The 21,624-nt window shown below is 68.2% G+C and carries 26 protein-coding genes; 20 read left to right on the forward strand and 6 right to left on the reverse strand.

The window, feature by feature from the left end; genetic code table 11:
- The first annotated feature begins 55 nt into the window (after positions 1-55).
- The 5 genes from IC40_RS0108085 (at position 56) to IC40_RS0108105 (ending at position 3,250) form a co-directional block, all read left to right on the forward strand.
- Entirely contained in the window at positions 56-1,348 is a 1,293-nt protein-coding gene (locus tag IC40_RS0108085; RefSeq protein WP_191293501.1) for a DUF445 domain-containing protein, read from the forward strand.
- Between the two features lie 86 nt (positions 1,349-1,434).
- A complete protein-coding gene (locus IC40_RS0108090; RefSeq protein WP_030134237.1) occupies positions 1,435-1,893 on the forward strand; it encodes a helix-turn-helix domain-containing protein in 459 nt (152 codons plus the stop codon).
- Positions 1,894-1,904: 11 nt separating this feature from the next.
- Positions 1,905-2,522, forward strand: a complete 618-nt coding sequence (locus IC40_RS0108095) for a heparin-binding hemagglutinin (RefSeq protein WP_030134238.1) — start codon at positions 1,905-1,907, stop codon at positions 2,520-2,522.
- Between the two features lie 40 nt (positions 2,523-2,562).
- Positions 2,563-2,844 (forward strand): DUF2516 family protein, encoded by a 282-nt coding sequence (locus IC40_RS0108100; protein WP_187697576.1) that lies wholly within the window; start codon positions 2,563-2,565, stop codon positions 2,842-2,844.
- Between the two features lie 4 nt (positions 2,845-2,848).
- A complete protein-coding gene (locus tag IC40_RS0108105) occupies positions 2,849-3,250 on the forward strand; it encodes a DUF2599 domain-containing protein (protein WP_030134239.1) in 402 nt (133 codons plus the stop codon).
- Here the strand turns inward: IC40_RS0108105 and IC40_RS0108110 are convergent.
- Genes IC40_RS0108110 through IC40_RS0108125 form a run of 4 tightly spaced genes read right to left on the reverse strand, consistent with a single transcriptional unit; the run spans position 3,247 to position 6,271 of the window.
- On the reverse strand, positions 3,247-4,149 hold the full coding sequence (locus IC40_RS0108110; RefSeq protein WP_030134240.1) for an LmeA family phospholipid-binding protein: 903 nt from the start codon (positions 4,147-4,149) through the stop codon (positions 3,247-3,249). The genes IC40_RS0108105 and IC40_RS0108110 overlap by 4 nt on opposite strands.
- A complete protein-coding gene (locus IC40_RS0108115) occupies positions 4,146-4,961 on the reverse strand; it encodes a carbon-nitrogen hydrolase family protein (RefSeq protein WP_030134241.1) in 816 nt (271 codons plus the stop codon). Before IC40_RS0108115 ends, IC40_RS0108110 begins: the two co-directional genes overlap by 4 nt.
- A gap of 9 nt (positions 4,962-4,970) precedes the next feature.
- Positions 4,971-5,786, reverse strand: coding sequence for a class I SAM-dependent methyltransferase (locus IC40_RS0108120; protein WP_420891995.1), 816 nt, complete (start codon positions 5,784-5,786; stop codon positions 4,971-4,973).
- The gene (locus IC40_RS0108125) at positions 5,765-6,271 is read right to left on the reverse strand and encodes a DUF2505 domain-containing protein (RefSeq protein WP_030134243.1); all 507 of its coding nucleotides are present in this window, start codon (positions 6,269-6,271) and stop codon (positions 5,765-5,767) included. Before IC40_RS0108125 ends, IC40_RS0108120 begins: the two co-directional genes overlap by 22 nt.
- Before the next feature lie 25 nt (positions 6,272-6,296).
- Here IC40_RS0108125 and IC40_RS0108130 point away from each other — a divergent pair, with 25 nt between their 5' ends.
- Together IC40_RS0108130 and IC40_RS0108135 are read left to right on the forward strand one after the other, a co-directional pair.
- Positions 6,297-7,352: a UDP-N-acetylmuramate dehydrogenase gene (locus IC40_RS0108130; protein ID WP_030134244.1), complete on the forward strand. Its 1,056-nt coding sequence runs from the start codon at positions 6,297-6,299 to the stop codon at positions 7,350-7,352.
- Positions 7,353-7,367: 15 nt separating this feature from the next.
- Entirely contained in the window at positions 7,368-8,693 is a 1,326-nt protein-coding gene (locus tag IC40_RS0108135; RefSeq protein WP_030134245.1) for a L,D-transpeptidase, read from the forward strand.
- Here IC40_RS0108135 and IC40_RS0108140 read toward each other — a convergent pair.
- Positions 8,690-9,448, reverse strand: a complete 759-nt coding sequence (locus IC40_RS0108140; protein ID WP_030134246.1) for an SDR family oxidoreductase — start codon at positions 9,446-9,448, stop codon at positions 8,690-8,692. The two genes, IC40_RS0108135 and IC40_RS0108140, sit on opposite strands and share 4 nt — an antisense overlap.
- A 226-nt stretch (positions 9,449-9,674) precedes the next feature.
- On the opposite strand from IC40_RS0108140, the gene IC40_RS0108145 reads away from it, so the two are divergent.
- From IC40_RS0108145 to regX, 6 genes are all read left to right on the forward strand, one after another.
- Complete coding sequence (locus IC40_RS0108145) at positions 9,675-10,955, forward strand: ROK family protein (RefSeq protein WP_030134247.1); 1,281 nt, start codon at positions 9,675-9,677, stop codon at positions 10,953-10,955.
- A 44-nt stretch (positions 10,956-10,999) separates the two neighbouring features.
- Complete coding sequence (mshA, locus tag IC40_RS0108150) at positions 11,000-12,319, forward strand: D-inositol-3-phosphate glycosyltransferase (RefSeq protein ID WP_042509535.1); 1,320 nt, start codon at positions 11,000-11,002, stop codon at positions 12,317-12,319.
- A 76-nt stretch (positions 12,320-12,395) separates the two neighbouring features.
- The gene (locus tag IC40_RS0108155; RefSeq protein ID WP_030134249.1) at positions 12,396-12,890 is read left to right on the forward strand and encodes a type III secretion system chaperone family protein; all 495 of its coding nucleotides are present in this window, start codon (positions 12,396-12,398) and stop codon (positions 12,888-12,890) included.
- Between the two features lie 23 nt (positions 12,891-12,913).
- Entirely contained in the window at positions 12,914-13,657 is a 744-nt protein-coding gene (locus IC40_RS0108160) for a phosphoglyceromutase (protein WP_030134250.1), read from the forward strand.
- Positions 13,658-13,776: 119 nt separating this feature from the next.
- Positions 13,777-14,952, forward strand: coding sequence for a sensor histidine kinase (locus IC40_RS0108165; RefSeq protein WP_030134251.1), 1,176 nt, complete (start codon positions 13,777-13,779; stop codon positions 14,950-14,952).
- A gap of 16 nt (positions 14,953-14,968) precedes the next feature.
- Positions 14,969-15,655: a two-component sensory transduction protein RegX gene (regX, locus tag IC40_RS0108170; protein WP_019513801.1), complete on the forward strand. Its 687-nt coding sequence runs from the start codon at positions 14,969-14,971 to the stop codon at positions 15,653-15,655.
- Positions 15,656-15,663: 8 nt separating this feature from the next.
- Here the strand turns inward: regX and IC40_RS0108175 are convergent, their stop codons facing one another.
- Positions 15,664-16,488, reverse strand: coding sequence for a DUF3109 family protein (locus tag IC40_RS0108175; RefSeq protein ID WP_234411521.1), 825 nt, complete (start codon positions 16,486-16,488; stop codon positions 15,664-15,666).
- Positions 16,489-16,501: 13 nt separating this feature from the next.
- Between IC40_RS0108175 and IC40_RS0108180 the strand changes: the two genes are divergently transcribed.
- The 7 genes from IC40_RS0108180 to IC40_RS27200 all read left to right on the forward strand — a co-directional run bounded on the left by IC40_RS0108180 (position 16,502) and on the right by IC40_RS27200 (position 21,611).
- A complete protein-coding gene (locus IC40_RS0108180; RefSeq protein WP_036459486.1) occupies positions 16,502-17,482 on the forward strand; it encodes a Ppx/GppA family phosphatase in 981 nt (326 codons plus the stop codon).
- The gene (locus IC40_RS0108185) at positions 17,479-18,525 is read left to right on the forward strand and encodes an Rv0497 family membrane protein (protein WP_030134254.1); all 1,047 of its coding nucleotides are present in this window, start codon (positions 17,479-17,481) and stop codon (positions 18,523-18,525) included. The genes IC40_RS0108180 and IC40_RS0108185 overlap by 4 nt, the downstream gene beginning before the upstream one ends.
- A gap of 10 nt (positions 18,526-18,535) precedes the next feature.
- Positions 18,536-19,381: a sugar phosphate isomerase/epimerase family protein gene (locus IC40_RS0108190; RefSeq protein ID WP_030134255.1), complete on the forward strand. Its 846-nt coding sequence runs from the start codon at positions 18,536-18,538 to the stop codon at positions 19,379-19,381.
- The gene (locus IC40_RS0108195; RefSeq protein WP_030134256.1) at positions 19,378-20,184 is read left to right on the forward strand and encodes a thioesterase family protein; all 807 of its coding nucleotides are present in this window, start codon (positions 19,378-19,380) and stop codon (positions 20,182-20,184) included. Before IC40_RS0108190 ends, IC40_RS0108195 begins: the two co-directional genes overlap by 4 nt.
- Positions 20,185-20,220: 36 nt before the next feature.
- Positions 20,221-21,072: a pyrroline-5-carboxylate reductase gene (gene proC / locus IC40_RS0108200; protein ID WP_030134257.1), complete on the forward strand. Its 852-nt coding sequence runs from the start codon at positions 20,221-20,223 to the stop codon at positions 21,070-21,072.
- Positions 21,073-21,209: 137 nt separating this feature from the next.
- Entirely contained in the window at positions 21,210-21,440 is a 231-nt protein-coding gene (locus tag IC40_RS0108205) for a cell division/environmental response transcriptional regulator (protein ID WP_023985266.1), read from the forward strand.
- A gap of 69 nt (positions 21,441-21,509) precedes the next feature.
- Positions 21,510-21,611, forward strand: coding sequence for a 30S ribosomal protein bS22 (locus IC40_RS27200; protein ID WP_003402602.1), 102 nt, complete (start codon positions 21,510-21,512; stop codon positions 21,609-21,611).
- Positions 21,612-21,624 lie beyond the last annotated feature (13 nt).

Consider the following 21,624-nt stretch of genomic DNA (forward strand, 5'->3'; position numbering starts at 1 on the left):
GTCGCCTTGATACTACGGTGGACGAGCCGGCTGCGCGTTGGCGGATGATGGGGGAGTGGTGCGGACAAGTTTTGCTGAGTCGCTGGCCGGTGCCGATTCGGTGGCCGACGAACAGCGCAGGCTGGCATTGCGCCGGATGAAGATCGTGGCGACCGGTTTCCTGGTCGGTGCGACCGTGGTGTTCCTGGCGTGCACCTGGCTGCAGTCGCGCGGTGACGCCGCGCCGTGGGTGGGTTACGTGCGGGCCGCGGCGGAGGCGGGCATGGTCGGCGCGTTGGCCGACTGGTTCGCGGTGACCGCGCTGTTCAAGCATCCCCTCGGTATCCCGATTCCGCACACCGCGATCATCAAACGCAAGAAGGACCAGCTCGGCGAGGGGTTGGGCACCTTCGTGCGGGAGAACTTCATGTCCCCCGATGTGATCGAGACCAAGCTGCGTGACGCCGACGTCGCATCGCGCACCGGCAAGTGGCTCGCCGATGAACGCAACGCCGAGAGGGTCGCCGCTGAGGTCGCGACGGTGCTGCGGGTGTTGGTGGAGATGCTGCGCGATGAGGATGTCCAGCAGGTGCTGGACCGGATGATCGTCAAGCGCATCGCCGAGCCCCAATGGGGTCCGCCGATCGGCCGGGTGCTCACCAGCCTGCTCGACGAGGGGCGCCAGGAGGCGCTGCTGCAACTGCTGGCCGACCGCGCCTTCCAGTGGTCGCTGAACTCCGGCGAGGTCATCGAGCGGGTGATCGAGCGGGATTCCCCGACCTGGTCGCCGCGCTGGGTGGACCACCTGGTCGGCGATCGCATCCATCGCGAGCTGATGGACTTCACCGACAAGGTGCGCCGCGACCCCAACCACGAGCTGCGCCGCTCGGCCACGAAATTCCTCTTCGAGTTCGCCGGTGACCTGCAGAACGACGCCGCCACCATCCAGCGGGCCGAGAACGTCAAAGAACAGATCATGGCCCGCGACGAGGTCGCCCGCGCCGCCGAGACGGCGTGGACGGCGGCCAAGCGCATCCTGCTGGAATCGGTGGAGGATCCGTCCTCGGCATTGCGCGGTCGGGTGGCCGACACGGTGATCCGGATCGGGGAGTCGCTGCGCGACGACGCCGACCTGCGGACCAAGGTCGACGCCTGGATCGTCCGGGGCGCACAGCACCTGGTGTCGCAGTATGGGACGGAGATCACAGCGATCATCACCGAGACGATCGAACGCTGGGATGCCGACGAGGCGAGTCGGCGAATCGAGCTCCATGTGGGCCGTGACCTGCAGTTCATCCGTATCAACGGCACCGTGGTCGGATCGTTGGCAGGCCTGACCATCTACACCATCGCGCAGGTGCTCTTCTGAGACTGCTAGCAGACTGCTTGCAATAGTTAGCACTTTCGTGCCACCGTGGAAACCGTCAGCCACAAGCGACGGATGAAGGAGGCACCATGACGCAGGACGACAACCTCGCCGGCGTTGTGGCCAACGCTGCGCAGGACATCGGCAGCTACATCAGGACTCAGCGTGAGGCGGCGCAGGTATCGGTGCGCCAACTCGCCGAGAAGGCCGGGGTCAGCAATCCCTACCTCAGTCAGATCGAGCGGGGACTGCGGAAACCGTCGGCTGATGTGCTCAACCAGATCGCCAAGGCACTCCGTGTCTCTGCCGAGGTGCTCTACATCCAGGCCGGGATGCTCGAACCCAGCGAAGGCAACAAAGTGCGCGACGCCATCGTCACCGATACCGCCATCACCGAGCGGCAGAAGCAGGTGCTGCTCGACATCTACACGTCGTTCTGCCAGCAGAACGAAGCGGAAGCCGAGGCCGCGCAGAAGGCCGACGCACAGGCCGAGATCGCCCATCTCGACACCGAAGACGCCGCACCGCCGCAACCGTCCACTGTCTGAAAGGAAACGTCATGACCGAGAAGAATCAGCCCACCATCGAAGACCTCAAGGCCCCGCTGCTGGCCGCGGTCGGCGCCGCCGACCTGGCACTGGCCAAGGTCAACGAGATCGTCGAAACCCTGCGCGACCGCGCCGGTGATGCCCGCTCCGATGCCGAGACCCGCGTCGAGGAAGGCCGCGCCCGGCTGACCAAGCTCCAGGAAGACCTGCCGTCGCAGTTCGACGAGCTGCGCGACAAGCTCACCTCCGAGGAGCTGCGCAAGCTCGCCGACAAGTACGCCGACGAGGCGCAGAGCCAGTACAACAAGCTGGTCGAGCGCGGTGAGGCCGCCCTGGAGCGGCTGCGCAACCAGCCGGCGCTGGAAGAGGCAGCCTCGCGCGTCGAAGAGGTCACCGACCAGGCCGTCGAGCTGACCCAGGATGCGCTGGGCACCGTCGCCAGCCAGACCCGCGCGGTCGGCGAGCGTGCCGCCAAGCTGGTCGGCGTCGAGCTGCCCAAGCGCGCCGAGGCCGCCGAGCCCGCCAAGGCCGCCCCAGCCAAGAAGGCGCCGGCGAAGAAGGCCCCGGCCAAGAAGGCCGCCGCTCCGGCCGCCAAGAAGGCTCCGGCCAAGAAGGTCACCCAGAAGTAGGTTCGCCAACAAGGTGGCACCCGCATAGGCTGCAAGTGTGATGCTTGCAAACCTGGCGGGTGCCATTCTTTTTGCCCTGGGCATTGTCGTCGCCCTGGTGGGCCTCTACGCGTTCATCCACGCCGCGATGCAGCGCCCGGACGCCTACACCGCCGCGGGCAAGCTCACCAAGCCGGTGTGGCTGCTGATCCTCGGTGCCGGAGTGCTGTTGAGCCTGCTGATCAGCGGCGGGTTCGGCGCCGCGATCGGTGCCTGCGCCGCCGGCGTGTATCTGGTCGACGTGCGGCCCAAGCTGCTGGAGATCCAGGGAAAGTCGCGCTGAACAGATGCGTCACAGCAATATCGCCGCCGTCGTCCTCTGTTCGGCGGGACTGCTGCTCGGTACACCGGTGGCGCATGCCGGGCCGGCCTATGTCGACCACACCGAATGGGTGCAGTGGGGCGATCTGAAGAGCCTGCGCGTGTATCCGACGGCCCTCGGCCGGGCGCAGGCCGCGATTCCGGGCACCCAGATCCAGCAGGATCAGGCCTGGTCGCAGGTGCTGTCCTTGTCGCCCGAGGCCGATATCCCGGGCATGCAGTCCCAGTTCAACTGTCACTGGCAGTTCGCCGAGTTCGTCGAGCCCGGTAAGACGAGCTGGAATCTGGAACCGTGGCGGCCCGTCGTCACCGACGCCGAGATGGTCGCCGCCGGCTGTAATCCCGGCGGCACCGAAGAACCCTTTTAGGGCAACCCGGCGAAGCAGGGGTCGCCGCCGGCGCCGCTGCGGCCCGGGGGCATGACACCGTTGCGGGTGGAGAACTTCGCGACCACGCCGGTATCGGTGACCTCGACGCTGTCGGCGTGGATGCCCATCGGATAGTTCTCGGTCATCTGCTTGAGGAAGGCGTCCAGCGCCGGCTGCACGCTCTCCCGCGGGAGCACGAAGCCGAGGCCGGTCAACCGCTCCACCGTCAGCGTCAGCTCCTGGTTACGCACCTCGGGCTTGGCGACGATGCTGCCCAGCGTGCCCTGCAGCTCCACGGTCCCGTCGGCGGGATTGGTGGTCACACCGTTGACGAAGCTACCGACCAGCGGCACCGCGTTCTGGATGGTGCGTTTGATGCCGTCCGCCGACCACGTGATGGTGGCGTCCAGCGCCCCGACGGTGCCGGGTGACTCGGGGTTGCCGGTGACCCGGACGTCGTTGATGACGATCTCGGCCTTCATCCCCTCGGCCTCACGGATGCGGTTGCCCGCCGTGGTCGCGGTGATGTTGTTGTAGTTCTTGGCGAAGTGCTGCAGCAGGAACGGCCGGGGGCCGAACGACACGTCGACGTTGTCCTGCACGACGCAGGAGGTGACGCGCGAGACGGTGTCGTCGGCGATCTTGCGGGCGATCAGCTCGGCGCCCACGACGCCGGCCAGGGCCAGGGCGCCGACGATCACCACCACCAGCACGATCGACAGCGGATCGCGGAAGAGCTTGGTGAACTTGTTCGAGTTCGACGGCGGTGTGCTCGACGGGGGAGTCGATGCCGGGGTCGATGTGGACGTCGACACCGTCGGTTCGGCGGGCATTGCTGCCGGCGCTTCGGACGGAGGCGGGTTCACGCCGTCGGTGGGGCGGGCCCAGGGATCGGTCACGCAGTCGATTGTGCCTTAGCGAATGGGACGCGGTTAACCAGCACCGCGATGGTGTCCCGGGCCTTCGCGGCCGCCGCGAGGTCGATATCGGTCACCACCAGCTGCGGATCGGCGTGCGCCGCGGCGATGATCTCGCCGGTCGCCGAGGCGACCAGGCTGCCCCCGACGCCGGTCGGGCCCAGCGCGGCGATCGCATCGCCGGGGTAGGCCTGCCCGACAGCCGCGACGATGCCGGTGGTGTCGATGGCCCTGGCCCGTGCGAGCAAGGTCCACTGGTCGAGCTTGCCGGGGCCGTTGCCCCATGACGCGTGCACCGTGATGAGCTGCGCGCCACGGTCGGCGAGCTCGAGGTAGAGCTCGGGGAAGCGGACGTCGTAACACAGCGTCAGCCCGACACCCACCCCGTCGACGTCGATGACGGTCGGCTGCGAGCCCGCGGCGACGGTCGCGGACTCGGTGAAGCCGAATGCGTCGTAGAGGTGGATCTTGTCGTAGTGCGCGTCGACCCCCGCGCCCACGGCCAGCAGGGTGTTGGTGACCCGACCGGCGGGCACCTCGTCGGCCGGGCGGAACATGCCTGCCACGACGGTGACGCCGGTGCGCGCGGCGATCTCGCGCACGCCGTCGGCCCAGCGACCGTCCAGCGGCTCGGCGACCGGTGCCAGCGGCACCCCGAACCGGCACATGGTCGCCTCGGGGAACAACACCAGCCGGGCGCCGGCGTCGACGGCCTCGGTGGTGTACCGGTCGACCAGCTCAAGGTTGGCCGCCGGGTCGGTGCCGGACCGGATCTGAGCCAGGGCAATCCGCATGGCTCGAGGCTAGCCGTGCCCGGCGACGGTCGCCCACGGCACCGAGAGCACACCGTCGCGCAATCGCCGCCGCGGCGGGTCCACGGCGAAACCCTCGGCGCGCAGCTGTGCGAGCATCGCCCGCCAGCGGACCCGCGGGCCGAACACCCCGTGCCCGGCCGCACTGGCCCAGGCCCGGTCGGCGGCCGCCAGCAGGGCGTGGATGGGTTGTCCGTCGATGTTGCGGTGGATGAGGATCTTGGGCAGTCGCTCGGCCAGATCCGACGGCCTGTCGATATCGAACGGGTCGCACGCCAGGGTCAGGCTGACCGGCCCGTCGGCGTCCAGAAGCACCCAGCAGCAGCGCCGCCCGAGCTCGTCGCAGGTGCCGTCGACCAGCAGGCCACCCGGGGCCAGCCGCCCCAACAGCTGCGTCCAGGCCGGCTCGACCTCCTCGACCGGGTACTGGCGCAGCACGTTGAACGCCCGCACCAGTACCGGTCGCAACCCGGCGAGTTCGAACCCGCCGAGCCCGAATTGCACTGTGGCAGTGGCTGATTGCTGGGCGAGGCGGACCCGGTCGGGATGGATCTCCAGGCCCGTCACCCGCACGTCGGGGCGCACCGTCTGCAGTCGCGCTGCCAACTCCAGCGTCGTGATCGGCAGTGCGCCGTAGCCCAGATCCACCACCAACGGGTCGGGTGCGGCGTGCAGGGCGGTCCGCACCCGGGGTGAGTGCACTAGCCAGCGGTCGCTGCGGCGCAGCCGGTTGTACCCCGTGGTGCCACGGGTCGGTTTGCCCTGTGGTGAGCCGACCGCTCGATTCAGCTGTGGTCCCTGACCCACGTCTCGGTGAACTCCTGCTCCAGGCGGACCATCTCGGCCAGTTGGCCGCCGATGAAGCCCTCGATCTTGCCGCCCACCAACGGGATGCGCACCTCGGTCACCACATGCACGTTCAACTGGGCACCCTCGGCGCTGTCGCGCAATGCGGCCTTCCCGGTGACCCGCACCGGTGCACCGGGCACCGTACCGGTGATGGTGCCCGAGGTCCGTCCGTCGATGATCGGGGCCCACGATTCGGTGCGCACGAGCGTGAGGTCGCCGGAATGGAGTTGGCTGACGAAGCCGGGCAGTCGGTGAAACCGCACGGTCTGGGTGGTGCCGATGTCGAGGCCGCCGTCCGGGCGAGTGGCCAGCTCGTCGAGGTTGACCGCGTCGCAACCGGACTTCTCCAGCCGCTCGAGCCAGTACGTCCGGTCGGTGAAGGCTTCGAACAACTGCGCGACGCTGCATCCGTACGCGGCCGCCATGTCATGGGTACGCGGCATAGTCGGCACGCTACCGTTAGCGTCCGTGGTCAGTCCGACTTTCGCCGGTGCGGCGGTTGCCGAGAACATCGCCATCGCCCCGTGGACGACATTGCGCATCGGTCCGGTGGCGCGGCGTCTGATCACCTGCGAGACCACCGAACAGCTGATCGCCACGCTCTCGGCGCTACCGGTCACCGAGGACGTTCTGGTGCTAGCCGGCGGATCCAATGTCGTCCTCGCCGATGATCTGACCGGGCTGATGGTGGTCCGGATCGCCACCACCGGCATCTCGGTGCACGGTGCGGTACTGCGGGCCGAGGCGGGCGCGCAGTGGGATGACGTCGTGGTGGCCGCCCTGGAACACGGTCTGGGTGGCCTGGAGTGCCTGTCGGGCATCCCCGGATCCGCAGGTGCCACCCCCGTCCAGAATGTGGGCGCCTACGGCGCGGAGGTCGCCGACACCATCTCCCGGGTGCGGATCCTGGACCGCCGGACGGGGCTGGCCGAATGGGTGGATCCGCAACGACTGGACTTCGGCTACCGGCACAGCGCGCTGAAATATCAGTCGGCCGTCATCGTCGCCGAGGTCGAGTTCACCCTCAACGCCGACGGCCTGTCCGCGCCGCTGCGCTACGGCGAGCTCGCCACCCGCCTCGGCGCCGAGCCGGGGGAGCGAATCGAGCCCGACCGGGTGCGCGCGGCGGTGCTGCAGCTGCGTGCTGCCAAGGGCATGGTGCTCGACGATGACGATCACGACACCTGGAGCGTGGGGTCGTTCTTCACCAATCCGGTCGTTACCGAGCAGGCCTATGAGCGAGTGCGGGACGCCGTCGACGGGCCGGTTCCGCGCTATCCGGCCCCCGACGGGGTCAAACTGGCCGCCGGCTGGCTCGTCGAGCAGGCCGGTTTCGGCAAGGGGTATCCCGGCGACGACGCTCTGGCGCGGTTGTCCACCAAGCACGCGCTGGCACTGACCAACCGCGGCGGTGCCGGCACCGCCGATGTCCTGGCCCTGGCCAGGACCGTTCGGGATGGCGTGCGTGCGCGTTTCGGGATCGAACTCACACCCGAGCCCGTGCTGGTCGGGTGCGCGCTCTAGGTACTCTTGGTCCACGTGAGACCACCCGCCGAGTCCGAGAACGCACCGCTGAGCCGGCGTCGTGCGCTCGCAGTGCTGGGCCTGGGCGGTGCCGGACTGCTGGCGGCCTGTGCCGGTAAGCCCGCCGGAACTCCGCAGGTCGAGGAATCCGCCGCAGCCAAGGCGCCCACCTTCACGCTGACCCCGGACGACGCGGCCACCGACATCACCCCGACCTCGCCCGCCGGCGTCGTCGTCAGCGACGGCTGGTTCCAGAAGATCGCGCTGACCAACGCCAACGGCAAGGTGGTCGCCGGCAAGCTCAACCGCGACCGCACCGAGTTCACCGTCTCCGAGCCGCTGGGCTACGGGGCCGAATACACCTGGTCCGGTTCGGTGGTCGGCCAGGACGGCAAGGCGGTGCCGGTCACCGGCAGCTTCCGCACGGTGAACCCGCAGACCACCGTCAACGGCCAGTTCCAGTTGTCCGACGGTCAGACCGTCGGAGTCGCGGCGCCGATCATCCTGCAATTCGACGCGGCCATCGCCGACGAGCACCGCGCCGACGTGGAGAAGGCGCTCAAGGTCACCACCACCCCCGCGGTGGAGGGCAGTTGGGCCTGGCTGCCGGATGAGGCAGGCGGTTCGCGGGTGCACTGGCGGACCAAGGAGTACTACCCGGCAGGCACCACCGTGCACGTGGACGCCGACCTCTACGGGGTGAAGTTCGGGCCGCAGGCCTATGGCGCGGCGGATTCGACTCTGGACTTCACCATCGGCCGCCGCCAGGTGGTCAAGGCCGAGGCGTCCAGCCACCGCATCCAGGTGCTCGACGGGACCGGCGCGGTCATCATGGACTTCCCGTGCAGCTACGGCGAGGGCGACCTGGACCGCAACGTGACGCGCAGCGGTATCCACGTGGTCACCGAGAAGTACGAGGACTTCTACATGACCAACCCGGCCGCGGGCTACGCCAACGTGCGGGAACGCTTCGCGGTGCGCATCTCCAACAACGGTGAGTTCATCCACGCCAACCCGGCCAGCTCGGGCGCCCAGGGCAACAGCAACGTCACCAACGGCTGCATCAACCTCTCGCTGACCGATGCCGAGCAGTACTTCCAGACCGCGATGTACGGCGACCCGGTCGAGGTGACCGGCACCCGCATCGACCTGTCCTACGCCGATGGCGACATCTGGGACTGGGCGGTGCCGTGGAGTGAGTGGCAGGCCATGTCCGCGCTGAGCAAGAACAGCCCGCCCTCGGGCATCCCGGTGACCGCCCCGGTCACCCCGAGCGGCGCGCCGACGCCGTCGGCAAACCCGACGACTTCGACTTCGACGCCGACGACCGCGGGCCGTTAGGTCCGGCGGTTGATCCGGGAGCCGGTCGCGCCGGTCACCTGATCGCGCGGCCGAACCACGATCAGGTCCAGGTCGACGTGCGACGGTCGGCTGGCGACGAACCCGATGACCTCGGCGATGTCCTCGGCGACCAGCGGGGTCACCCCGGCGTACACCTTCTCGGCGCGGCCCTCGTCACCGTCGAAACGGTTCAGCGAGAAGTCGGTCTTGACCATTCCCGGCGCAACTTCGGTGAGCCGCACCGGCTTTCCGAACAATTCACTGCGCAGGGTGCGGTGCAGCACGCCCTGGGCGTGCTTGGCCGAGGTGTAGCCCGAACCGTTGTCGTAGGTCTCCAGCGCGGCGATCGAGGTGACGGTCACGATGAGCCCGTCACCGGAGTCGATCAGCTTTCCCAGCAGTGCCTTGGTGACCTGCAGGGTGCCCAGCACGTTGGACTCCCACATCCAGCGCCAGTGCTCGATATCGGCCTCGGCCACCGACTCCAGGCCGCGGGCGCCGCCGGCGTTGTTGACGAGCACGTCGACGCGATCCAGCTGTTCGGCCAGCGACGCGACCGCGACCGGGTCAGTGACGTCCGCCACAATCGCGGTGCCGTCGATCTCGGCGGCCAGCGCTTGGATGGGACCCTCGCGACGGGCTACGCAGACCACGTGAAAACCAAGGGACGCAAGGTTTTTGGCTGTCGCTTCGCCAATGCCGGCACTGGCGCCGGTGACCACCGCGACGCGGCGCTTGTCGGTTGAGGTCGTCATGGTGACAACACTAGGCCGCGATATCCACCCGTCGCGCAGGACACGATCCTCGTGTTACCTTGACGCCGTGATCTCGATCAGCCAGGCGAGCCGTCTCGCCGTGCGGAGTGCGTGTTGTTGTTGCGCACCCGCCGCGCCTTGCTGACCTGAGGACCTCGTTCGTCCCGCTGAGTCGCCGGTGTGGCAGAAGCCCACCCCTTCCGCACTCAGCCCAGAGGACACCATCGTGAGCACCGCCACCGTCGTTCGTCAGACCCCCGCCGCACATGCCAAGCGCGCCCTGTTGGCCCGCCATCACATCGTCGCGCCGTCACTCAAGGTCGCCGAGGTGGCCGCGGCATCGGTCTTCGGCGCAGCTCGGCAGCGCGGCCCGATCGCCCGTGACGCGATCGCCAGGGTCACCGGCCTGAGCATCGCCACGGTGAACCGTCAGGTCACCGCCCTGCTCGACGCCGGTGTGCTGCGCGAGCGCGCCGATCTCGCGGTGTCCGGGGCGATCGGCCGTCCCCGGATCCCTGTCGAGGTCAACCACGAGCCGTACCTGACCCTCGGTCTGCACATCGGTGCCAAGACCACCAGCATCGTGGCCACCGATCTGTTCGGCCGCACCCTCGACGTCGTCGAGACGCCGACCCCGCGCGGCAGCCAGAGCGCGGCGCTGGCTTCCCTGGCCGGCAGTGCGCGTCGGTACCTCAGCCGCTGGCACCGGCGCCGCCCGCTGTGGGTCGGCGTGGCCAGCGGCGGCGTGGTGGACAGCACCTCGGGTTACCTCGATCACCCGCGGTTGGGCTGGGCCGAGGCGCCGGTCGGGCCGGTGCTGGCCGAGACACTCGGGTTGCCGGTCTCGGTCGCCTCACACGTGGACGCCATGGCCGGCGCCGAACTGCTGCTCGCCGTGCGCCGTCCGAACACGCAGGCCGGAACCAGCCTGTATGTCTATGCCAGGGAGACCGTCGGCTACGCGCTGTCCATCGGCGGCCGGGTGCATTCCCCGGCCAGCGGCCCAGGCACGATTGCCGCACTGCCGGTCAGCTCCGAATTGCTCGGTGGCTCAGGGAAACTCGAGTCGACCGTCAGCGACGAGGCGGTCCTGACCGCGGCAAGGGCGCAGCGCATCATCCCGGCCGAGGGCCCCACCTCGACGATGGCGACGGTGCTGCGCGCCGCGCGCGGCGGGCACGAGGGAGCGCGCGCCCTGCTGGCCGAACGGGCCCGCGTGCTCGGCGAGGCGGTGGCCCTGTTGCGCGACATGCTCAACCCCGATGATCTTGTCGTCGGCGGGCAGGCCTTCACCGAGTATCCCGAGGGAATGGAACTGGTGGAGCGGGCCTTCGCGGACCGCTCGGTGCTGGGTGCGCGCGATATCCGCGTCACGGCGTTCGGCAACCGGGTGCAGGAGGCCGGCGCCGGTGTGGTCTCCCTCGGCGGCCTCTACGCCGACCCGATCGCCGCGATGCGACGGGCGCAGCAGCGCCGCAGTGAGGCCGGGGTGCTCGGCGCGTCCTGATCCCGCAGGTTTCGCCGGTCCGCCGCAGGTGTAGACATGAGCATGTGCGTGTCGTACCCGAACCGTCCGGACTGACGGAGGCCCGCCGCGTCGCGGTCCTGTCGGTACACACCTCACCGCTGTCGCAACCGGGTACCGGCGATGCCGGCGGAATGAACGTGTACGTATTGCAGACCGCGCTCGAACTGGCCAGCCGCGGTGTCGAGGTCGAGATCTTCACCCGCGCCACGTCCTCCTCGGATGAGCCGGTGGTCCAGGTGGCGCCCGGGGTTCTGGTGCGCAACGTCGTGGCGGGCCCGTTCGAGGGACTGGACAAGAACGACCTGCCCACCCAGTTGTGCGCGTTCACCGCGGGGGTGCTGCGCGCCGAGGCCACCCACGAGCCCGGCTATTACGACATCGTCCATTCGCACTACTGGCTTTCCGGCCAGGTGGGGTGGTTGGCATCCGATCGCTGGGCGGTGCCGCTGGTGCATACCGCCCATACGCTGGCCGCGGTCAAGAACGCGGCTCTTGCCGAAGGTGACACCCCCGAGCCGGTCCTGCGTTCGGTCGGTGAACAACAGGTCGTCGATGAGGCGGACCGGTTGATCGTGAACACCGAAATCGAGGCGCACCAACTGGTTTCGCTGCACAATGCCGACCCGGCCAGTATCGACGTGGTGCACCCCGGCGTCGACCTGGCGGTGTTCACACCCGGTTCGCGGCGTCAGGCCCGTGCGGCACTCGGCCTGGCCGAGGACGACAAGGTGGTCGCGTTCGTCGGCCGCATCCAGCCGTTGAAGGCGCCGGACGTGTTGCTGCGGGCCGCGGCCAAGGTCCCCGACCTGCGGGTGCTGATCGCCGGCGGTCCGTCCGGATCCGGCATGGACACTCCGAACGGGCTTGTTCGACTGGCGGCCGAGTTGGGTATCACCGATCGCGTGACATTCCTCCCACCACAATCACGCGACGAGTTGGTCGGTATCTACCGCGCTGCCGACATGGTCGCGGTGCCGAGCTACAACGAATCCTTCGGACTGGTCGCCGTCGAGGCGCAGGCCTGCGGTACCCCGGTGGTGGCCGCCGCCGTCGGCGGTCTGCCGGTGGCGGTGCGCGACGGCGTGACCGGCGCACTGGTCGACGGCCACGATGCCGGGGACTGGGCGGCGGCGCTGCAGTCGGTGCTCGCCGGTGACGCCGATCGACTCAGCACGGCCGCCGTCGCGCACGCGGCGACCTTCTCCTGGGCACACACCGTCGACGGGCTGATGGACAGCTACGGGCGCGCCATCACCGACTACCGGTCCCGGCATCCCCGATCGGCGACGCCGACCCGGCGGACGGGCCGTCGTTTTGCGCTGCGCCGGGGGGTGCGGGCATGAGTGTCACCGCGAAGTCGCGCGTGAGTGAGGATCGCAGCGAGGTACGAGCGAGGACCGGAGCGAGGGTGGGACGAGCATGAGTGTCACCGACATCATCGAGGAGACGCTGGCCGCCAACGACCTGGAATACACCCATCACAAGGGCGTCAAGGGCGGTCTGCCCGGCCTCGTGGTGGCGCTGCCGGGGGAGCGCAGGCTCAAGACCAACACCATCCTGAGCGTCGGCGAGCATTCGGTGCGGGTGGAGGCCTTCGTCTGCCGCCGTCCCGACGAGAACTTCGAGGCCGTCTACAAGTTCCTGCTCAAGCGCAACCGCAGGCTCTACGGGGTGGCCTACACGCTGGACAATCTCGGCGATATCTACCTGGTGGGCTGGATGGCCAACAGTTCGGTGACCGCCGAGGAGATCGACCGCGTGCTCGGACAGGTGCTCGAGGCCGTCGACAGCGATTTCAACACCCTGCTGGAGTTGGGCTTCCGCTCGTCCATCCAGAAGGAATGGGAATGGCGGGTTGCCCGCGGCGAATCCCTGAAGAACCTCGAAGCCTTCGAGCACCTCATCGAGGACTGACCGGTCATGGCAAGATTCCAGTCATGCCGACCTTGATCCTGCTGCGCCACGGCGAGAGCGACTGGAACCAGAAGAACCTGTTCACCGGGTGGGTCGATGTCGACCTCACCGACAAGGGCCGGGCCGAGGCGGTCCGCGGCGGCAAGCTGCTCGCCGAGCAGGGCGTGTTACCCGACGTGCTCTACACCTCGCTGCTGCGCCGCGCCATCACCACCGCCAACCTGGCATTGGACGCGGCCGACCGGCACTGGATCCCGGTGCACCGGGACTGGCGGCTCAACGAGCGGCACTACGGCGCGCTGCAGGGCCTGGACAAGGCCGCCACCAAGGAGAAGTACGGCGAAGAGCAGTTCATGGCGTGGCGGCGCAGCTATGACACCCCGCCGCCGCCGATCGAGAAGGGCAGTGAGTTCAGCCAGGACGCCGACCCGCGGTACGCCGACATCCCGGGCGGGGCCCCGCTGACCGAATGCCTCGCCGATGTCGTCGAGCGTTTCGTGCCGTACTTCGAGCAGGCCATCGTTCCTGACCTCAAGGCCGGTAAGACGGTGCTGATCGCGGCGCACGGCAACTCGCTGCGCGCCCTGGTGAAGTATCTGGACGGAATGTCCGACGCCGATGTCGTGGGCCTGAACATCCCGACCGGTATCCCGCTGCTCTACGAGCTGGACGAGAATCTCAAGCCCACGGTGGCCGGCGGGAAGTACCTGGATCCCGAGGCCGCCGCCGCCGGGGCCGCGGCCGTCGCGGCGCAGGGCGCCAAGTAGCGCACGAAAGGTGAGCGCCAGGTAAACGGCCGCCGAATACTGGTCTTTCTGCGTGTGACTTGTCCCGGTTTGGCTGCTTGCTGCTGGGATGTCGTTCACCCGATGCGTACGATTTTCGCGTGAGTGTCGGTTCCGCGCTGCTGTTGGCGGCAGCGCTGGCAGTGCTCGCGCTCGGAATCGGCGTCGCCGTCGGCATGGTGGCGATGCGCAAGATCGCCGCCCGCCGGACCGAGCGCGACATCGAAGAGGGCGGTGGGATCACCGTCTCCCAGATGCTCAGCCATATCGCCGCGATGTCGCCGATGGGGATCGTCGTCGTCGACACCTTCCGCGATGTCGTCTACATGAACGACCAGGCCATCGAACTCGGCCTGGTGCGCGACCGGCTGCTCGACGACCGCGCCTGGCAGGCGGTGCAGCGTTGCCTGGCCACGGGCGCCGATGTCGATATCGACCTGTCCCCGCGCAAACGCCAGAAGTCCGGCCGTTCGGGTCTGGCGGTCCGCGGCCATGTGCGGTTGCTGGTGGAGGGCGCACATCAGTTCGCGGTGGTGTTCGTCGGGGATCAGTCCGAGCAGGCTCGGATGGAGGCCACCCGCCGAGATTTCGTGGCCAACGTCAGCCACGAGCTCAAGACCCCGGTCGGGGCCATGGGTGTGCTCGCCGAGGCCATGCTGGCCTCCACCGAGGATCCCGAAACGGTGCGCCGGTTCGCCGAGAAGATGATCATCGAGTCGGTGCGGCTGGCCGACATGATCGGTGAGCTGATCGAGCTGTCCCGGCTGCAGGGCGCGGAAGCGCTGCCGGATCTGGAGAGCGTCGACGTCGACGATGTGGTCGCCGAGGCGGTCTCGCGCTACAAGGTCGCCGCTGACAGCGCGCACATCACCATCACCACCGATGCGCCGACGGGTTTCCGGGTGCTCGGCGACGAGCGGCTGCTGGTCACCGCGATCGCCAACCTGGTGTCCAACGCCATCGCGTACTCCCCGGACGGATCGGACGTGTCGATCAGCAGGCGTCGCCGCGGCGACGAGATCGAGATCGCGGTGACCGACCGCGGAATCGGTATCGCCCGCGCCGACCAGGAGCGGGTTTTCGAACGGTTCTTCCGGGTCGACAAGGCGCGCTCACGCGCCACCGGCGGCACCGGTCTGGGGTTGGCGATCGTCAAGCATGTGGCGGCCAATCACAACGGATCGATTCGGTTGTGGAGTCAGCCGGGCACCGGTTCGACGTTCACCCTGTCGATTCCGGCGATACCTGAGGGCCATTCGGCCGATGATGAAGAATGAGGAAGGTTGCACGCTGATGACCAGTGTCCTGATCGTGGAAGACGAAGAGTCCCTTGCTGATCCACTGGCGTTCTTGTTGCGCAAGGAGGGGTTCGAGGCCACCGTCGTCTCCGACGGCCCCTCGGCGCTGGCCGAGTTCGAGCGTGCGGGCGCCGATATCGTCCTGTTGGACCTCATGCTGCCCGGAATGAGCGGCACCGATGTCTGTAAGCAGCTGCGGTCGCGGTCCAGCGTGCCGGTCATCATGGTGACCGCGCGGGACAGCGAGATCGACAAGGTCGTCGGCCTGGAACTCGGCGCCGACGACTATGTCACCAAGCCGTACTCGGCCCGTGAGTTGATCGCCCGCATCCGCGCGGTGTTGCGCCGTGGCGCGGACAACGACGATGCCGGTATCGCCGACGGGGTGCTGGAGGCCGGCCCGGTGCGGATGGACGTCGAGCGCCATGTCGTCAGCGTCAACGGCGAGCAGATCACGTTGCCGCTCAAGGAGTTCGACCTGCTCGAGTATCTGATGCGCAACAGCGGGCGGGTGCTGACCCGCGGACAGCTGATCGACCGGGTCTGGGGTGCCGATTATGTCGGTGACACCAAGACCCTGGACGTTCACGTCAAGCGGCTGCGCTCGAAGATCGAGTCCGACCCGGCCAGCCCGGTACACCTGGTGACCGTCCGCGGGCTCGGTTACAAGCTGGAGGGCTGAGACCCGTCCTACTCGGCGGCGCGGGTCGCCGGGTGTACGGCGACCAGTCCTAGTTGTCCTCGGCGCCGGCACATCGCGGCCAGCTCGGCGTAGGCCTTCTCGCCGAGCAGCTCGGTGAGTTCGGGTGCGTAGGACTGCCAGACCGGCTTGGCGCCGACATGGGCCGCCGGATCCCCGGTGCAGTACCAGTGCAGATCGGCACCGCCTTCGCCCCAGCCGCGCCGATCGTATTCGGTGATGACGGTCTTGAGGATCTCCGAACCGTCGGGCCGGGTCACCCAGTCCTGGGTGCGACGGATCGGTAACTGCCAGCAGACCTCGGGCTTCATCGTCAGCGGTTCGACGCCCAGTTTGAGCGCCTTGGAGTGCAGCGCGCAGCCGATACCACCGGCGAAGCCGGGCCGGTTCAGGAATATGCAGGCGCCCTTGTACTTTCGGGTCCGCTGGTTGGGTTTTCCGTCGTACTCGTCGTCTTCCAGATAACCCTTGCGACCCAGCCCCTTACTGCGGAACTGCCAGTCCTCGTCGGTCAGCTTGGTGACCGCATCGTCGAGCATGGCGCGGTCGTCGTCGTCGGAGAGGAAGGCGCCGTGCGAGCAACAGCCGTCATCGGGGCGGCCGGCCACCGTTCCCTGGCAGGCGGGCGTGCCGAAAACGCATGTCCAGCGCGACAACAACCACGTCATGTCCGCGCTGATCACGTGGTTGGAGTCCTCGGGGTCGTAGAACTCGACCCATTCGCGCGCGAAGTCGAGCTCGACTTCGCCACCCACTCCTCCGAGTTGCCTACCGCCGACGGGTGACGTCTTCACAGTTGTCAACGGTAAACCCATTAACCTTGGTCGCGTGCGATTGGGCGTGCTGGATGTGGGCAGCAATACGGTTCATCTGTTGGTCGTCGACGCCCGCCGCGGTGGACACCCGACGCCGATGAGTTCCACCAAGGCCGCGCTGCGGTTGGCCGAGGCGATCGACTCGACCGGAAAGCTGACCCGCAAGGGCGCGGACAAACTCGTCAGCACCGTCGACGAGTTCGCCAAGATCGCGACCAGTTCGGGATGTTCGGAATTGATGGCCTTCGCCACCTCGGCGGTCCGTGACGCCACCAACTCCGAGGCGGTGCTCGCGCGGGTGCAGTCCGAGGCCGGGGTGTCGCTGCGCGTGCTCAGCGGTGTCGACGAGTCGCGCCTGACCTTCCTGGCGGTGCGGCGGTGGTACGGCTGGAGCGCCGGGCGCATCATCAACATCGACATCGGTGGCGGCTCGTTGGAGTTGTCCAGTGGGGTCGACGAGGAGCCCGAGGTGGCGCTGTCGTTACCGCTGGGAGCGGGCCGGCTCACCCGCGAGTGGCTCGCCGAGGATCCGCCCGGTCGTCGGCGGGTGGCGATGCTTCGTGACTGGCTGTCCACCGAACTCTCCGAGGCGGGATCGGTGATCCAGTCGGCGGGCACACCCGACCTCGCGGTCGCCACATCCAAGACGTTCCGGTCGTTGGCGCGACTCACCGGCGCGGCGCCGTCGGGAGCGGGGCCGCGGGTCAAACGAACGCTGACCGCGAGCGGTCTGCGCCAGTTGATCGCATTCATCTCTAGGATGACAACGGCCGACCGAGCCGAGTTGGAGGGGGTGAGTGCCGAGCGGGCGCCACAGATCGTGGCGGGGGCGCTGGTTGCCGAGGCGAGTATGAAGGCCTTGGGTGTCGAAACGGTGGAGATCTGTCCCTGGGCGTTGCGGGAGGGACTGATCCTGCGCAAACTCGACAGTGAAGCCGACGGAACCGCCCTGGTCGAGACCATCCCAGCCACTCCCGAGGGCAAAAGACGATGACTGATACCAACAGCAACGCAGACAACACGGCCACGCGACCCATCTCGGTCGCCGAGCTGCTCGCCAAGAACGGGTCGATCGGAGCGCCCGCGCCCGGTGGGCGTCGCCGGCGCCGTCGTGGCAACGCCGATGCGGTGACCGTCGCCGAGCTGACCGGGGAGATCCCGATCGTCTCGATGACCGACGAGCCGCCGGCGCCTGCCCCCGAACCGCCTGTCGACGAGGTGGCCGCCGAGGCTCCCACGGCCGAGGAGACCGCCGTCGACGCACCCGTCCTCGACGAGCCGGAAGCCGAGGCCCCCGACGAATCTGAAGTCGACCAAGCTGAAGTCGACGAATCTGAAGTCGTCGAGCCGGAAGCCGAACCAGAACCGGATGCCGAGGAGGCCGCCGCCGTCGACGCGGCGGCCACCGATTACGACGCCCACCTGCAGCAGCGCGAGGCCGAGCCCGAGCCGGTGGCCTTCCAGCCCCGCCGCCGCGCACACGGGTTCTCCCGGCGGACCGCCGAAGCCGAGTCCACCGATGCGGCGACCGCCGAGGCGATGAGCCCGGACCCGCTGCTCGACGACGACGGTGCCGGCGCGGCCGACCGGCCGTCCTATCTGAAGTCTCCCTCGGACACGCTGTTCGGCGGCGATTCGGTGGCCGACGAGGCGACGCGGCGCACCCGGACTCCTGGCCCCGAGGACATCGACCTGGAAAGCGGCGATCTGGATCGCAGCGATCTCGACGACACCGAGCTGCTGCTGATCGGCGACGCCGGCGACGCGCACGAGGGTTCGGCATTCATGCGCGGGCTGTGGGTCGTCGTGCAGAGTGTGCTGGCCGTTGCGCTCGGCGCCGGGCTGTTCATCGCCTTCGACCAGCTCTGGAAGTGGAACAACATCGTGGCGCTGGCGCTGTCGGTGCTGGTGATCCTGGGCCTGGTCGTGGGTGTGCGGGTGGTCCGCAAGACCGAGGACATCGCCAGCACGCTGATCGCTGTAGCGGTGGGCGCCATGGTCACTCTCGGTCCGCTGGCGTTGCTGCAATCCACCTGATGACGAGCTAGTGCGTCCCGCGATCAAGGTCGGGCTGTCGACGGCCTCGGTATATCCGCTGCGCACCGAGGCGGCGTTCGAGCACGCCGCCCGCCTCGGCTACGACGGGGTCGAGCTGATGGTGTGGGCGGAGGCGGTCAGCCAGGACATCGATGCCATCGAGGACATGTCGCAGCGGTACGGTATCCCGGTGCTCTCGGTGCACGCGCCGTGCCTGCTGATCTCGCAGCGGGTCTGGGGGGCCAACCCGATCGCCAAGCTCGAGCGCAGCGTCCGCGCCGCCGAACAGCTGGGTGCCCAGACCGTCGTGGTGCACCCGCCCTTCCGTTGGCAGCGCCGCTACGCCGACGGGTTCAGCGCGCAGGTCGCGGCCTTGGAGGCAGGCAGCGACGTTTACGTCGCAGTGGAGAACATGTTCCCGTTCCGCGCCGACCGGTTCTGGGGGACCGGCAAACCGTCGATCGAGCGGATGCGCCGGCGCGGCGGCGATCCCGGCCCGGCGATTTCGGCCTTCGCACCGTCCTATGATCCGCTCGACGGTGGCCACGCGCACTACACGCTCGATCTCTCGCACAGCGCCACCGCGGGCACCGATGCCCTCGAGATGGCCCGCCGGATGGGCGAGGGCCTGGTGCACCTGCACCTCTGCGACGGCAGCGGGGCGTCCACCGATGAACACCTCGTTCCCGGTCGCGGTAACCAGCCCGCCGCGCAGATCTGCAGGCAGCTGGCGACGTCGGATTTCACCGGTCACGTCATCCTTGAGGTCACCACCTCGGGCGCGCGCAATGCCGCCGAACGGGATGCGCTGTTGACCGAGTCACTCCAATTCGCAAGGGAGCACCTGTTGAGATGAGTGTGTTGTTCAGCGACGCGATGCGGTTGGAAACCGCGGGCGACGGGGTCTACACCGGGGCGCTCAACGAGCACTGGACGATCGGGCCGAAGGTGCACGGCGGGGCGATGCTGGCGCTGTGCGCCAATGCCGCGCGCACCGAGATCGGCGTCCCTGGCGTGGAACCGATCGCGGTGTCGGGCAACTTCCTGTGGGCGCCGGACCCTGGCCCACTGCGGGTTCTCACCGATGTGCGTAAGCGGGGTCGTCGGATCAGCCTGGTCGACGTCGAACTACGCCAGGGCGAGCGGGTCGCCGTGCGCGCGGCCATCACGCTCGGTGTGCCGGAGAACGACACCGTCCCGCTGCTGTCGACGAATCCGGTGGTCCCGTTGATGACCCCGGAACCACCGCCCGGGCTGGAGCCGATCGGGCCGGGACATCCGATGGCCGATGTGGTGCACCTGGCCCACGGCTGCGATATCCGGCCCTCGCTGACCACCATGGCGCCGCGTTCCGACGGTGGCCCGCCGGTGATCGAATACTGGGTGCGGCCGCGCGGTGCCGCCCCGGACGTCCTGTTCGCCCTGCTGTGCGGTGATGTGTCGGCCCCGGTGACCTTCGGGGTCAACCGGCTGGGTTGGGCACCCACCGTCCAGCTGACGGCCTTCCTGCGGGCCGTTCCGGTCGACGGCTGGCTGCGGGTGCTGTGCACGACGACCCAGATCGGGCAGGAGTGGTTCGACGAGGACCATGTCGTGGTCGACGCGGGCGGCCGGATCATCGTGCAGAGCCGTCAGCTCGCGTTGGTGCCCGCGTCCTGAGCGAACTCATGTCACGTTCCGTGACATGCTTTCCCGGTGGCGAGAATTGCGATCATCGGCGGAGGAAGTATCGGCGAGGCCCTGCTCTCGGGGTTGTTGAGGGCGGGCCGTCAGGTCAAGGATCTGGTGGTCGCCGAGAAGCATCCCGACCGGGCCCGGCAGCTGTCGGAGATGCATCAGGTGTTGGTGACCTCGGTGCCCGACGCCGTCGAGAATGCGTCCTACGTGATCGTGGCGGTCAAGCCCGGTGATGTCTCCGCGGTGACCGCGGAGATCGCCGAGGCGGTCGCCAAGGCCGACAACGACAGCGACGAGACGGTCTTCGTCAGCGTCGCCGCGGGTGTCAGCACGACGTTCTTCGAGAACAAGTTGCCAGCGGGCTCTCCGGTGGTGCGGGTGATGCCGAACGCGCCGATGGTGGTCGGCGGCGGCGTCAGTGCGGTGGCGGCCGGCAGGTTCGCCACCCCGGAGCAGCTCAAGGAGGTCGCGGCGATCTTCGACACCGTCGGCGATGTGCTGACCGTGACCGAGACGCAGATGGACGCGGTCACCGCGGTATCGGGTTCGGGTCCGGCGTACTTCTTCCTGATGGTCGAGGCGCTCGTCGACGCGGGCGTCGCGTCCGGGTTGTCACGGGAGGTGGCCACCGAGCTCGTGGTGCACACGATGGCGGGGTCGGCGGCCATGCTGCTGGACCGCCGGGATTCGGCACCGAATGGCGTAATGGACACCTCTGCGACCGCGCTGCGGGCTATCGTGACCTCACCGGGTGGTACCACCGCGGCTGGTCTGCGAGAACTCGAGCGCGGCGGCCTGCGCAGTGCCGTGGCAGACGCCGTGCAAGCGGCGAAAACACGCTCTGAGCAGCTAGGAATTACATCAGAGTAGTTCACCAATTTCGGACTTATTAGCCCACACCCGTCGCAATAACCCCAGTGGCCACGCTATTCTCCTCGTGTATGCACGCGTGCGTGCCAGCGGTGGGGAAGCCGCTGGCCCGGCCGTGCCTTATGGATTGGGTTGCGATGACGTCAATGAACGGGCCATCGGCGCGGGATTCCGCTGGCGACGGCCAGCCGAAGGCTCAATTTCTCACCGTCGCAGAGGTCGCCAGCTTGATGCGGGTCAGCAAGATGACCGTGTACCGCCTGGTGCACAACGGTGAACTGCCTGCGGTACGGGTGGGTCGCTCGTTCCGCGTACACGCCAAGGCGGTGCACGACCTCTTGGAGACCTCGTACTTCGACGCCGGCTGATTAGTTCCGGGCCGGGGCACCCGGGTAAGGTGACCCGGTCAGTTCACACATCGGTAGGTAGCGGAGTTCATGGGTTCAGTAATCAAGAAGCGGCGTAAGCGCATGTCGAAGAAGAAGCACCGTAAGCTGCTTCGTCGCACCCGGGTCCAGCGCAGAAAACTCGGTAAGTAGCTTTCGGCTCCGG

The organism is Mycolicibacterium neoaurum ATCC 25795, assembly GCF_000691525.1.
Taxonomy (GTDB): Bacteria; Actinomycetota; Actinomycetes; order Mycobacteriales; family Mycobacteriaceae; genus Mycobacterium; species Mycobacterium neoaurum.